The following is a 12,232-nucleotide window of genomic DNA, read 5'->3' as shown; positions in this document are numbered from 1 at the left end:
CGGCGAAACCGTGACCCAGGCCGTCATCACCGTCCCGGCCTATTTCAACGACGCCCAGCGCCAGGCCACCAAGGACGCCGGCAAGATCGCCGGCCTCGAGGTGCTGCGCATCATCAACGAGCCGACCGCGGCCGCCCTGGCGTACGGCCTGGACAAGAACGACGGTCAGAAGATCGCCGTCTACGACCTCGGCGGCGGCACCTTCGACGTCTCGATCCTCGAGATCGGCGACGGCGTGTTCGAGGTGAAGTCGACCAACGGCGACACCTTCCTCGGCGGCGAGGACTTCGACCTGCGCCTCGTCGACTACCTGGCCGACGAGTTCAAGAAGGAGCAGGGCGTCGACCTGCGCACCGACAAGCTGGCCCTGCAGCGCCTCAAGGAAGAGGCCGAAAAGGCCAAGAAGGAGCTGTCCTTCACGGCCCAGTACGAGGTCAACCTGCCGTTCATCACCATGAACGCCTCGGGCCCGCTGCACCTGAACATCAAGCTGTCGCGCTCCAAGCTGGAGGCCCTGGTCGACGACCTGATCCAGCGCACCATCGAGCCCTGCAAGAAGGCCCTCAAGGACGCGGGTCTGAAGGCCTCGGACATCGACGAGGTCGTGCTGGTCGGCGGCATGACGCGCATGCCCAAGGTGATCGAGGCCGTGAAGGCCTTCTTCGGCCGCGATCCGCACACCGGCGTCAACCCGGACGAGGTCGTGGCGCTGGGCGCCGCGGTCCAGGCCGGCGTGCTGCAGGGCGATGTCAAGGACGTGCTGCTGCTGGACGTGACCCCGCTGACGCTGGGCATCGAGACCCTGGGCGGCGTGTTCACCCCGCTGATCGAGCGCAACACCACCATCCCGACCAAGAAGAGCCAGACCTTCTCGACCGCCGACGACAACCAGTCGGCCGTGACCATCCGGGTCTTCCAGGGCGAGCGGCCGATGGCGGCCGACAACAAGATCCTCGGCCAGTTCGACCTGATGGGCATTCCGCCCGCCCCGCGCGGCATGCCGCAGATCGAGGTGGCCTTCGACATCGACGCCAACGGCATCGTGCACGTCACGGCCAAGGACAAGGCCACCAACAAGGAGCAGTCGATCCGCATCCAGGCCAACGGCGGCCTGTCGGACGCCGACATCGACAAGATGGTCAAGGAAGCCGAGGCCAACGCCGCGGCCGACAAGGCCCGGCGCGAACTGGTGGAGGCCCAGAATTCGGCCGACAGCCTGATCCACTCGACCGAGAAGGCCATGTCGGAGCACGGCGACAAGATCGACGAGGCCGGCAAGACCGCCATCGAGGCCGCCCTGGCGGATCTGAAGGCGGCCAGGGACGGCACGGACGTCGACGCCCTGCGCGAGAAGACCAACACCCTGGCCCAGGCCTCGATGAAGCTGGGCGAGGCCATGTATGCGGCCCAGCAGGGCTCCGGCGACGGCGCCGCGGCTGACGCCCCCGCCGACGACGGCGTGGTCGACGCGGAGTTCGAGGAAGTCTCCCCGGACGCCGAGGCCGGCGACGAGAAGAAGAGCGCATAGGCCACAGGCTCCGCGCAAATAACCGCGGCCCCGCTTGTCAGATGACGGGCGGGGCCGTTTCATGAAACTTGCATCAGTCGGCCGGGCGCCCATGTCAGCCCGGTCAGCCTTTCCGGCGAGGCGCCCAGCAGAGGCGGCGGCGGGAACGGCAGGGTAAGAGGACGAACGCCAGATGGCGACGCGTGACTATTACGAGATCCTGGGCGTCGAGCGGACCATCGACGCCGCCGGGCTGAAATCCGCCTATCGCAAGCTGGCCATGCAGCACCATCCGGACCGCAACGGCGGCTGCGATGACGCCATGGCGCGGTTCAAGGAGATTTCCGAGGCCTACAGCGTCCTCAGCGACGACCAGAAGCGGGCCGCCTACGACCGCTTCGGCCACGCCGGCGTCAACGGCGGCGGCAACCCCTTCGGCCAGGGCGGCGCGGGTTTCGCCGACGTCAACGACATCTTCTCCCAGGTCTTCGGCGACGCCTTCGGCGACGTCTTCGGCGGCCGCGCCGGCGGCGGCGCCCGCCAGCACGGGCCGCGGCGCGGCTCGGACCTGCGCTACGACCTCGAGATCACCCTCGAGCAGGCCTACAAGGGCGCCGACGTCGAGATCGCGGTGCCCACCACCGCCACCTGCGACACCTGCGAGGGCTCAGGCGCCAAGGCCGGCACCAAGCCGACCACCTGCACCACCTGCCAGGGCGCCGGGCGCGTGCGCTCGGCCAACGGCTTCTTCCAGGTCGAGCGGACCTGCCCGCGCTGCGGCGGCCACGGCCAGATGATCGCCGAGCCCTGCACCACCTGCCACGGCCACGGCCAGGTGCGGAAGAACCGCAAGCTCCAGCTCAAGGTCCCCGCCGGCGTGGACGACGGCTCGCGCATCCGCCTCTCGGGCGAGGGCGACGCCGGCCAGCGCGGCGGCCCGCGCGGCGACCTCTATGTCTTCCTGTCGGTCACGCCCCACGAACTGTTCGAGCGCGACAACCTCGACCTGCTGGTCACCGTGCCGGTGCCCATGACCACGGCGGCGCTGGGCGGCGAGATCGACGCCCCCTGCCTGACCTCCGAGGCCTGCGACGGCCGCTGCAAGGCCCCCGTGTCGGTGCCGGCGGGCTCGCAGACCGGCAAGACCGTCCGCATCAAGGGCAAGGGCATGCCCCATCTCAACGGCAAGAACCGAGGCGACCTCGTGGTCGAGCTGTTCGTCGAGACCCCGACCGACCTGACGCCGCGCCAGAAGGAGCTGCTCGAGGAGCTGGCCGCCTCGCTGGGCGACACCCAGACGCCGCGCAACTCCTCCTTCGCCGGCAAGGCCAAACGTTTCTGGGCCGACATCCTCGGCGCGGAACCCGGGGCCAAGGAAACGGCCCAGTGACTCCTGCCGGGGGGCGTCCGATGAGTGCGATCTTCCACGCGGGCATCTCCGGCGCCCGCGGCCGGATGGGCCGGGCCGTCTCGGCCGTGCTCGACGCCCGCGAGGACGTGGTGGTCGCCGCCCGCTTCGACCGCGGCGAGACCCCGGACCTGTCGCTGTGCGACGTGATCATCGACTTCTCCACCCCCGACGCCTCGGTCGAGCTGGCCCGCGCCTGCGCCGCGCGCGGGGGTCCGGCCCTGGTCATCGGCTCCACCGGCCTGTCGCCTGAACAGGACGCGGAGATCCTCCGGGCCGCCGAGACCGTGGCCATCGTCCGCAGCGGCAATTTCTCCCTGGGCGTCAACATCCTGATCGGCCTGGTCGAGCACGCCGCCCAGCGGCTCGACGCCCGCGACTGGGACATCGAGGTGCTGGAGACCCACCACCGCCGCAAGGCCGACGCCCCCTCGGGCACCGCCCTGATGCTGGGCGAGGCCGCCGCCAGCGGCCGCGGCGAGGACCTGGCCGACGTGCGCAGCGCCCCTTACGACGGCATCACCGGTCCACGCGAAACCGGCCGCATCGGCTTCGCCTCGCTGCGGGCCGGCGGGGTGATCGGCGAGCACACGGTGCTGTTCGCCTCGGACGACGAGACCCTGACCCTGAGCCACTCGGCCATCGACCGCTCCCTGTTCGCCAAGGGCGCCGTCGCCGCCGCCGCCTGGGTCCGCGGCCGCAAGCCCGGCCTCTACGACATGCAGGACGTGCTGGGCTTCCGGCAGGCCTGACGGCCTGCCTGGGGTGCTCGCGACGCGGTCGCTCGCTGCTTGAGCGCGATCCAGGGGCCTTTCCCCTGCGCGAAGCGCCAGGCCGCGTCGGGTCGACAAGGCGGAGCCTTGTGACCGCGGCTCACGAAGAGAGCCTGAGGCCCCCGGCCCTCAGTGCGCGTGCTTGCGGCGCCCGTGACCGCCCCCGACGACCAGCGACTTGATCAGGAAGAACACCGCGATGACGATCGCATAGCCGAGGAACAGGGCCAGCACGCCCATCCAGAAGCCCAGAGACAGCAGGTCGGGCAGCACGAAGGCCCCGCCGTCCAGCATCGGGCGGATCACGCCGACGGCCACATGCGCCAGGGCCGCGCCCAGGGCCGTGGCCCACAACCGGCTCCACGCCGGCATCAGCAGGGCCGCGATGATCGCGATCAGCAGGCCCATGACCTGGTTGACGCCGTCGAACCCGCCCTGGGCCAGGCCGAACAGGCCGCCCAGAAACGCGCCGATCGAATCGATAAGGGACTCCATACGCCGACCTCCATCTGCATGCGGCCAGCTTGGCCGTGAGCAGGGTTAACGCCGCTGCGGCCGAATGGCTCCGCTTAGCGCCCCGTCGAGCCGAATCCGCCCGCGCCGCGCGCCGTTTCGTCCAGCGCGCCCACCTCGACCATGGCCGCCTGCGCGTACCGGGCGATAACAAGCTGGGCGATGCGTTCGCCCCGCCGGATCACGAACGGCTCCTGTCCATGATTGATCACGATCACGCCGACCTCGCCGCGATAGTCGCTGTCGATGGTGCCGGGCGAGTTCAGGCAGGTCAGGCCGTGTTCCAGCGCCAGACCCGAACGGGGCCGCACCTGGGCCTCGAAGCCGGGCTCCAGCGCGATCTTCAGGCCGGTGGGCACCAGCGCCCGCGCCCCGGGGGGCAGGATCAGGGGCACCGCCTCCGGCACGGCCGCGCGCAGATCCATCCCGGCCGAGCCCGAGGTCTCATAGGCGGGCGGCGGCAGCCCTTCGGCATGCGGCAGACGTTCGATCCGGACAGTGGTCATGGGTGCGGCTTCTACGTGAGTACGAAGGCGATAGTTCGCCCGCCGACCTCTACCGCGCCCGGCGACGCCCGGATGCCTCGGCGCGCGTCGGGAAGATCATCATCCGTGGATGAAGGGCCCTGTCTTCGGTGGAGTTCCAGTGGAGTCCCGGTGGACAACCTGTGGGCAGATCAGCCGAAATGCCCGGCGATACGGGCCGCGAGCTTGCGCGCCACCTCGCCCTTCGACTGGCGCGGCCACGCCTCGACCACGCCGTCCCGGGTGAACAGGGTCACGGCATTGCCCTCGGATCCGAACACGTCGTCGGAGACGTCGTTGCCGACGATCCAGTCGCAGCCCTTGCGCGACAGCTTGGCCCGGGCGTTGGCCTCGAGGTCCGTGGTCTCGGCGGCGAAGCCGATGACCAGCTTCGGCCGGGCCTTCCCGGGCGCCGACACCCCCGCGAGGATGTCCGGATTCTCGATCAGCGCCAGTGAGGGCGGCCCGCCCGGGGCCTTCTTGATCTTGCCCGACGCCACCCCGTCGACCCGCCAGTCGGCGACCGCGGCGCCCATCACCGCGATATCGGCCGGCCCCTCCTTCGTATCCAGGGCCGCCTGCACTGCCGCCTGCATCTCGCGCGCCGTCTCGACCCAGATTCGTTCGACCCCGATCGGCGCCGTCAGGGCGACGGGCCCCGAGACCAGCGTGACCCGCGCCCCCAGCGCCGCCAGCGCGCCGGCGATGGCGTAGCCCTGCTTGCCGCTGGAGCGGTTGGTCAGCCCCCGCACCGGGTCGATCGGCTCGAAGGTCGGTCCGGCCGTCACCACCGCCGTGCGTCCTGCCAGCGGCCGTCCGTCGGGCCCGGCCAGCAGGCCTTCGATGGCCTCCAGGATCGCCGCCGGCTCGGCCATGCGGCCTGGCCCGAACTCGCCGCAGGCCATCTCGCCCTCGTCGGGACCGACCACCGCCGCGCCGTGGAAGCCGTCGAAGCCCTTGAGCCGCTCGACATTGGCCTGCACCGCCGGGTGCAGCCACATCCGCACATTCATCGCCGGGGCCAGCAGCACCTTCTTGTCGGTGGCCAGCAGGGTGGTCGAGGCCAGATCGTCGGCCAGCCCGTTTGCCGCCTTGGCGATCAGCCCGGCCGTGGCCGGCGCCACCACCACCAGGTCGGCCCAGCGCGACAGCTCGATATGGCCCATGGCCGTCTCGTCCTCAGGCATGAACAGGGCCTGGCGCACCGGATGGCCGGTCAGGGCCGCCAGCGACATCGGGGTGACGAAGGCCTCGCCCGCGGCCGTGAGGACGCTCATGACCTCCGCGCCGGCCTTCTTCAGCAGCCGAACCAGCTCCAGCGCCTTGTAGGCGGCGATGCCGCCGCCGACGATCAGCAGGATCTTCCGTCCGGACAGCGCAGCTGGGGTCATGCCGTTGATCTAGCGATCCCGCCCCCCGGCGTCGAGGGAGGCGGCTCTGAACAAGAACATTGCAAGAACAAAATAACGACGTTATGGAGTCCGGCGAGTCAGGATCATTGGAGGGTGTGATGACGGGCAAGAGCATCAGGACGGCATGGACGACGGGCGCGGCGCTGGCGCTGCTCGGGCTGGCCGGCTGCGGCAACGGCGGGTCGGCGGTCGAGACCCGTGATCGGGCGGCCGAGGGCGCGCAGGCCGTGCTGACCTCGGCGGCCGGAACGCCCGCGGCGGCGGAAGCCGTCCCGGAGAAGGCGCCGCCGGTTCTGACCGCCAACCGGCGCGAAACCGTGGACGCCAAGGTCGCGCGGCTGTTCGAGACCAACGGCGCCGACTTCGACGCCGCCTCGGCCGAGGATTATCTGGCCAAGGTCCGGGCGTTCACCGCCCGGCCGCCGACCGGGACCGAGCGGGTCGAGCGGGCCAACGGCGACGTTCTTCTCTACCAGGCCTCGACCAACACCTTCGCCGTGGTGTCGCGGGACGGCGTGGCCAAGACCATGTTCAAGCCGCGTGACGGCGCCGCCTACTGGGTGCAGCAAAAGAGCGCCGCGCCCACGTTCGGCCGGCGGTTCTCGCGGTCGTCGGAATGAGCGGGGGAGACGGACCCTGGAGCGAAATCGGTCGGGTTGGACGCAGGCCAACCGGGTTCGGATTTCGCTCCGCTGATTCTGGACCATTTTTTGGATTCAGGTCGATCCGACCTGAAGCAAAAATGATCTAGGCCTCGTCCGTTTCCTTGCGGTCCGCCATGTCGCGGATCAGCTCCAGCGCCAGCTTCTGCTGCCGGGTCGACAGCTGGGGCGCCAGGCGGCTGATCTCGATGGTGTAGCGGGTGGCGGGAAAATCATGATCGAAGCCCGAGCCGCCCTCCGCTATTCCGGCGGCCTGACCACCGTTCAGGCCCTCGAAGAAATAGCCGATGTCGACCTTGAAGAAGCGCGCGATGTCCCAGAGCTTGGAGGCCGAGACGCGGTTCGCGCCCTTTTCGTACTTCTGGATTTGCTGGAATGTCAGACCCAGCGCGCGGCCGAGGTCGCTCTGGTTATAACCGAGCGCCAGCCGTTTTTCGCAGACACGCCGGCCGACATGCCGGTCTACGGGATGAGGTCCGTCCACGCCCTTGCCTCTGGCCATTTTTGTTTTGCCCTCGTTGGGTGAAGCCCACTTTGAATGCGCCTGCTTCGGCCCGCTGTCACGGAAAAACAGCCGGTTTCGGCCCGTGGCGCAGCCGTGGGTTGCGTAACCCTTTCGGACCCTCCCCACCGACGGGAAAATCGCCTTACAGGGGTGGAATCAGCCCCGTGCGCGGATCATAAACCGCCGCCACGCGACCGCCGGGGCGAGCGCCAGAAGCAGGCCGAGGGCGAACAGAAGATCGCCGAACCGGCCGTACAGGGTCACCGAGGTCGGGTGCGGCAGCCGGGCGTCGATCACCCCGCTTTCACCCGGCTCCAGCCGCTGGTCGCCGACCACCCGCCCCCAGGGATCGATCATCGCCGAGACCCCGGTCGGCGTCGAACGGACCACCGGCAGGCCGGTCTCGATGGCGCGGTAGCTGGCCAGGTTCAGATGCTGCAGCGGGCCCGAGGTCCGTCCGAACCAGGCGTCGTTGGAGATGTTGACGATCCAGCGCGGCCGGCCGGCCCCACCGGGGGTGAAGCCGGGATAGAGGCTCTCGTAGCAGATCAGCGGCTGGACCGGCGGCAGGCCGGGGATGGCGATCGGCGCCGGCCGCGGTCCGGCGCTGAAGTCCAGGGGCATGTGGGTCAGGCTGCGGACGCCCAGCGCCCCGAGCAAGCCCCCGGCCGGCAGGTATTCGCCGAACGGCACCAGCCGGTATTTGTCATAGGTGGCGGTGATCCTGAGGCCGGCGTCGCCCGCGTCGGTCAGGGCCAGCAGGCTGTTGTAATAGCGCGCGCCGTCGGGGGCGGCCGGATCGGCGAGGCCTCGCCCGAGGCCGAGGATCAGGGTCTGGCCCGGCTGCACGGCGCGGGCGATGGCGACGGCGTCCGGCGAACCGGGGGCGAACACCTGGTTGGCCGAGGCGGGCAGGGCGCCCTCCGGCCAGATGATCACGTCGGGCGTCACCGCGCCGGGGCGCGCCGTCAGATTCACATAGCGGTCGACGATGCCGCGATAGGCCTCGGGCGTCCATTTCGACTCCTGCGCGACGTCCGCCTGGACGATGCGCACCACCGTGTCGGTCAGGGCCAGCCGCGCGCCCGACAGCCGCAAGGTCCCGCCGACGATCAGGGCCGTGAGCGCCAGCGCTCCGAGGACGGCGGCGCCGATGCGGGCCTTGCGCGGTCCCGGGCCCGCCAGCGGACCGAAGGCCGAAACCGCCGCCACGGTCACGAGACCGAGGCCGTAGACGCCGGCCACCGAGGCGAACTGCGAGCCCGCCGACCCGGCCTTCCAGCTGGCTCCGGCGGGATTCCACGGGAAGCCGGTCAGTATGTGGCCGCGCAGCCATTCCAGCAGGCAGAACAGGGCCGCGAAGACCAGCACCCGTCCGACGCCGCCGGGCGCGAACCGCCGGTAGAGGGCCGTCGCGGTTCCCCAGAACAGGCCCAGGCCGATCGGCAGCAGGGAGGCCGCGAACGGCGCCATCCACGCCTGGGCCGGATTGACCAGGAAGGCCTCGGCCACCCACCAGCAGCTGATGAAGAAATAGGCGAAGCCGGCCAGCCAGCCCATCCAGAAGCCGCCGCGCGTGGTCGTCGACCGCTCGGCCAGCAGCATCAGCAGCGGATAACCCAGCAACCCGGGCAGGAATCCGAACGGTGGATGGGCCAGGGCCGCGCCGGCGCCGGCGAACAGGGCGAGGGCGATCCGGCCGAAGCGCAGGATCAGGCGGTCGCGGCGGGAGGCGGGATCAAGCTTGAGCATCGGTCCTGTATGGGTCGGCGACGCCCAGACTGGCAAGGATGGTCCGCTCTTCGGCCTCCATCTCGTCCGCCTCGGCCTCGGCCTCGTGGTCGCGGCCCAGCAGGTGCAGCACTCCGTGGACGGTCAGGTGCGTCAGATGGTCGGCCAGCGTCTTGCCCTGCGCCTCCGCCTCCGCCGCACAGACGCCAAAGGCCAGCACCAGATCGCCGAGGTGCGGCGCGGCGCTCTCCGCCGCCGGGAAGGACAGCACATTGGTCGGCCGGTCCCTGTCGCGGAAGCGCGCGTTGAGGTCCCGGACCGCGGCGTCGTCGGTCAGCAGGACGACCACATCGCCTTCGACCCCGCCCAGCGCCGCTTCGGCCGCGCGTTCGGCCGTCGCGGCGGCCCCCGGCAGGGCGGCCGTCCACGCCTCGTCCTCGACCTCGACCTCGATCATGCGCCGGAGTCCCGCGACTCCGGGTCTTCGAGATCGGCCGCCGGACGGTGCTTCGCCGCGTCGGCGTCGTAGGCCCGGACGATGCGCTCGACCATGGCGTGGCGGACCACGTCCTGGGCCTGGAAGGTCTGGATGGCCACGCCCTTGACCCCGTCGAGGATGCGCAGCGCGTGCCGGAGGCCGGAGTCGCGCGGATTCAGCAGGTCGATTTGCGACGGATCGCCGGTCACCACCATCCGCGCGCCCTCGCCCAGCCGGGTCAGCACCATCTTCATCTGCAGCCGCGAGGTGTTCTGGGCCTCGTCGACGATGATGAAGGCGTGGGCCAGGGTGCGTCCGCGCATGAAGGCGATCGGCGCCGCCTCGATCTCGCCCTTGTCGCGCCGCCGGCGCACGTCGTCCGGCCCGAGGATGTCGTTCAACGCCTCCCAGATCGGCGCCAGATAGGGATCGACCTTCTCGTTCAGGTCGCCCGGCAGGAAGCCCAGCTTCTCGCCCGCCTCGACCGCCGGCCGGGTGATGACCAGCCGGTCGACCTGACCCCGCCGCAGCAGCGAGGCGCCATAGGCCGCCGCCAGAAAGGTCTTGCCGGTGCCGGCCGGGCCGACCCCGAAGGTCAGCTCGCAGCGCGACAGCATGTCCAGATAGTTGGCCTGGGCCGCCGTCTTGGGCGCGATGGCCCCGCGCCGCCCGACCGGCAGGGCGATGGCGTTGGGCGCGATACTGCCCTGCCCCGGCCGCGGCTGGGTCGCCGCCGCGCCCAGCGCCGTGCGCACATCGGCCTCGGTGATCACGGCGCCGGCGCCGGCCCGGTCCGCCAGGGTCTGGATGACGCGTTTGGCCTGGGCCCGGTCGCGGCTGGAGCCGTTGATGGTCACGCCCCCGCCCGGGGCCTCCACCAGCACCTTGTAGGCGTCCTCGATCAGGGCGACGTGGCGGCTGTGGGGACCCACGACGGCGCGCAGGGCGGCGTCGTCCAGCGCCAGGAACTCACTCTCACGCGCCATCAGGCCGCCTTCTGCTGGAGCCGGCCGGTGAGGGAATTCTGCTGGCCGCGCTCGATCTCCACCGGAACGATCCGCCCGATCAGATGATCCGCGTCCTCGACGTGAACCGATTGAAGATACGGCGAGCGGCCGATGGCCTGCGCCCCGTGCCGGCCCTTGCGCTCGAACAGCACCGGCAGCGTCCGGCCCGCCTGCGCTTCGTTGAACGCCACCTGCTGTCCGGTCAGCAGGGCCTGCAGCGCGTGCAGCCGCTCGCGGCTGACCGCGTCCGGAACCTGCGCCGCCATGGTCGCCGCGGGGGTGCCGGGGCGCGGCGAATACATGAAGGAGAAGGCCGAGGCGTATCTGACCCTGCGAACGAGATCCATGGTCTGCTCGAAGTCGGCGTCCGTCTCGCCGGGGAAGCCGACGATGAAATCCCCCGACAGCGCCATGTCCGGGCGCGCGTCGCGGATGCGCTCGACCAGCTCCAGATACTTTTGCCGCCCGTGCTTGCGGTTCATCAGCCGCAGGATGCGGTCCGAGCCTGACTGCACCGGCAGGTGCAGATACGGCATCAGGGCGTCCAGCTCGCCGTGGGCGGCGATCAGGTCGTCCGACATGTCGTTGGGATGGCTGGTGGTGTAGCGGATGCGGTCCAGCCCCGGGATCTCCGCCAGCGCATAGGCCAGCCGCGCCAGGCTGGACGGCTGTCCGTCGGGGCCCTCGCCATCGTAGGCGTTGACGTTCTGGCCCAGCAGGGTGACCTCGCGCACCCCCCGCGCCGCCAGCTCCCGCGCCTCGGCCAGCACGTCCGCGACCGGCCGCGACCACTCCGCCCCGCGGGTGTAGGGCACCACGCAGAAGGTGCAGAATTTGTCGCAGCCCTCCTGCACGGTCAGGAAGGCCGTGACGCCGTCGCCGCCCCGCGCCCCGATCTTCTCGTGCGTCAGGGCGTCGAACTTCTCATTGGGCGCGAAGTCGGCCCCGATCCGTTCGCCGCGCGCCCGCGCCGTCCGGGTCAGCAGTTCCGGCAGCTGGTGATAGGCCTGCGGCCCGACCACCAGGTCGACCGCCGGCTGGCGCTTCATGATCTCCTCGCCCTCGGCCTGGGCGACGCAGCCGGCCACGGCGATGGTCATCCGCGCCCGGCCCGCGGCCAGCCCCCGATCCCGCATCTCTCTCAGCTTGCCGAGCTCCGAATAGACCTTCTCGGCCGCCTTCTCGCGGATGTGGCAGGTGTTGAGGATGACGAAGTCGGCGTCCTCGGCCGTGTCGGTCGCGACATAGCCCAGCGGGCGCAGCACGTCGGCCATGCGCCCGGAGTCATAGACGTTCATCTGGCAGCCGTAGGTCTTGATGTGCAGACGCTTCAGCGGCTGGGCGGGCTGGTCGGACATGGGCGGGGTTTATGGTGCTCGCGGCCCGAGCGCGCAAGTTATCCCCACGCCGCAGCCGAACCGGCGTTGCGCCAGCGCCTCAGGACTTCTCGCCGTTGGCCACCCCGTAGAGCTCGAGCTTGTGGCCGATGAGGCGGTAGCCGAGCCGCGCGGCGATGGCTTCCTTCAGCTTCTCGATCTCCTCGTCGTAGAACTCGATCACCTTGCCGGTGCGGGTGTCGATCAGGTGGTCGTGGTGGTCGTCGGTCAGCTCCTCGTAACGCGAGCGGCCGTCGCCGAAGTCGTGCTTCTCGACCACGCCCGCCTCTTCGAACAGGCGCACCGTGCGGTAGACCGTGGCGATGGAGATGTGCG

General features: G+C 70.4%; 13 protein-coding genes. 4 read left to right on the top strand and 9 right to left on the bottom strand.

The features are described 5' to 3' along the window. The 3 genes from dnaK to dapB all read left to right on the top strand — a co-directional run. Nucleotides 1-1,528, top strand: a 1,528-nt coding sequence (dnaK, locus tag VEB62_RS12725) for a molecular chaperone DnaK (RefSeq protein WP_324800222.1), incomplete at its 5' end; no start/stop codon positions are given. Nucleotides 1,529-1,700: 172 nt separating this feature from the next. Then, complete coding sequence (gene dnaJ / locus VEB62_RS12720) at nucleotides 1,701-2,897, top strand: molecular chaperone DnaJ (RefSeq protein ID WP_324800217.1); 1,197 nt, start codon at nucleotides 1,701-1,703, stop codon at nucleotides 2,895-2,897. 20 nt (nucleotides 2,898-2,917) lie between these two features. Further along, a complete protein-coding gene (gene dapB, locus VEB62_RS12715) occupies nucleotides 2,918-3,667 on the top strand; it encodes a 4-hydroxy-tetrahydrodipicolinate reductase (RefSeq protein WP_324800214.1) in 750 nt (249 codons plus the stop codon). A 150-nt stretch (nucleotides 3,668-3,817) separates the two neighbouring features. Here the strand turns inward: dapB and VEB62_RS12710 are convergent, their stop codons facing one another. From VEB62_RS12710 to coaBC, 3 genes are all read right to left on the bottom strand, one after another. Beyond that, the gene (locus VEB62_RS12710) at nucleotides 3,818-4,183 is read right to left on the bottom strand and encodes a hypothetical protein (protein ID WP_324800211.1); all 366 of its coding nucleotides are present in this window, start codon (nucleotides 4,181-4,183) and stop codon (nucleotides 3,818-3,820) included. Between the two features lie 74 nt (nucleotides 4,184-4,257). Next, nucleotides 4,258-4,707, bottom strand: coding sequence for a dUTP diphosphatase (dut, locus tag VEB62_RS12705; RefSeq protein WP_324800208.1), 450 nt, complete (start codon nucleotides 4,705-4,707; stop codon nucleotides 4,258-4,260). 170 nt (nucleotides 4,708-4,877) lie between these two features. After that, a complete protein-coding gene (coaBC, locus tag VEB62_RS12700) occupies nucleotides 4,878-6,116 on the bottom strand; it encodes a bifunctional phosphopantothenoylcysteine decarboxylase/phosphopantothenate--cysteine ligase CoaBC (protein WP_324800205.1) in 1,239 nt (412 codons plus the stop codon). A 119-nt stretch (nucleotides 6,117-6,235) separates the two neighbouring features. Between coaBC and VEB62_RS12695 the strand changes: the two genes are divergently transcribed. Then, nucleotides 6,236-6,757 carry an S-type pyocin family protein gene (locus tag VEB62_RS12695; protein ID WP_324800202.1) on the top strand — a complete coding sequence of 174 codons (522 nt, stop codon included), beginning with the start codon at nucleotides 6,236-6,238 and terminating at the stop codon, nucleotides 6,755-6,757. A 127-nt stretch (nucleotides 6,758-6,884) separates the two neighbouring features. Here VEB62_RS12695 and VEB62_RS12690 read toward each other — a convergent pair whose 3' ends face one another. The 6 genes from VEB62_RS12690 to VEB62_RS12665 form a co-directional block, all read right to left on the bottom strand. Then, nucleotides 6,885-7,301: a helix-turn-helix domain-containing protein gene (locus VEB62_RS12690; RefSeq protein WP_324800199.1), complete on the bottom strand. Its 417-nt coding sequence runs from the start codon at nucleotides 7,299-7,301 to the stop codon at nucleotides 6,885-6,887. Nucleotides 7,302-7,460: 159 nt separating this feature from the next. Beyond that, entirely contained in the window at nucleotides 7,461-9,056 is a 1,596-nt protein-coding gene (gene lnt, locus VEB62_RS12685; RefSeq protein ID WP_324800196.1) for an apolipoprotein N-acyltransferase, read from the bottom strand. Continuing rightward, nucleotides 9,043-9,492, bottom strand: a complete 450-nt coding sequence (gene ybeY / locus VEB62_RS12680; RefSeq protein ID WP_324800193.1) for an rRNA maturation RNase YbeY — start codon at nucleotides 9,490-9,492, stop codon at nucleotides 9,043-9,045. The genes lnt and ybeY overlap by 14 nt, the downstream gene beginning before the upstream one ends. Then, complete coding sequence (locus tag VEB62_RS12675; protein WP_324800192.1) at nucleotides 9,489-10,499, bottom strand: PhoH family protein; 1,011 nt, start codon at nucleotides 10,497-10,499, stop codon at nucleotides 9,489-9,491. The genes ybeY and VEB62_RS12675 overlap by 4 nt, the downstream gene beginning before the upstream one ends. Then, complete coding sequence (gene miaB, locus VEB62_RS12670) at nucleotides 10,499-11,878, bottom strand: tRNA (N6-isopentenyl adenosine(37)-C2)-methylthiotransferase MiaB (protein WP_324800190.1); 1,380 nt, start codon at nucleotides 11,876-11,878, stop codon at nucleotides 10,499-10,501. Before miaB ends, VEB62_RS12675 begins: the two co-directional genes overlap by 1 nt. A 79-nt stretch (nucleotides 11,879-11,957) precedes the next feature. Then, nucleotides 11,958-12,232 (bottom strand): Fur family transcriptional regulator (locus tag VEB62_RS12665; protein ID WP_324800187.1); only part of this gene is annotated, 275 nt, incomplete at its 5' end.

This window comes from Brevundimonas sp. (assembly GCF_035626975.1).
Classification (GTDB): domain Bacteria; phylum Pseudomonadota; class Alphaproteobacteria; order Caulobacterales; family Caulobacteraceae; genus Brevundimonas.
The sequence above is the reverse complement of the archived record's forward strand: the minus strand, read 5'-3'. Positions and strand labels throughout refer to the sequence as shown.

Coding starts and splice junctions, on each gene's coding strand:
- coaBC (WP_324800205.1), bottom strand. CDS start 6,116: ATGACCCCAGCTGCGCTGTCCGGACGGAAGATCCTGCTGATCGTCGGC.
- dut (WP_324800208.1), bottom strand. CDS start 4,707: ATGACCACTGTCCGGATCGAACGTCTGCCGCATGCCGAAGGGCTGCCG.
- VEB62_RS12675 (WP_324800192.1), bottom strand. CDS start 10,499: ATGGCGCGTGAGAGTGAGTTCCTGGCGCTGGACGACGCCGCCCTGCGC.
- dnaJ (WP_324800217.1), top strand. CDS start 1,701: ATGGCGACGCGTGACTATTACGAGATCCTGGGCGTCGAGCGGACCATC.
- miaB (WP_324800190.1), bottom strand. CDS start 11,878: ATGTCCGACCAGCCCGCCCAGCCGCTGAAGCGTCTGCACATCAAGACC.
- ybeY (WP_324800193.1), bottom strand. CDS start 9,492: ATGATCGAGGTCGAGGTCGAGGACGAGGCGTGGACGGCCGCCCTGCCG.
- lnt (WP_324800196.1), bottom strand. CDS start 9,056: ATGCTCAAGCTTGATCCCGCCTCCCGCCGCGACCGCCTGATCCTGCGC.
- VEB62_RS12710 (WP_324800211.1), bottom strand. CDS start 4,183: ATGGAGTCCCTTATCGATTCGATCGGCGCGTTTCTGGGCGGCCTGTTC.
- dapB (WP_324800214.1), top strand. CDS start 2,918: ATGAGTGCGATCTTCCACGCGGGCATCTCCGGCGCCCGCGGCCGGATG.
- VEB62_RS12695 (WP_324800202.1), top strand. CDS start 6,236: ATGACGGGCAAGAGCATCAGGACGGCATGGACGACGGGCGCGGCGCTG.
- VEB62_RS12690 (WP_324800199.1), bottom strand. CDS start 7,301: ATGGCCAGAGGCAAGGGCGTGGACGGACCTCATCCCGTAGACCGGCAT.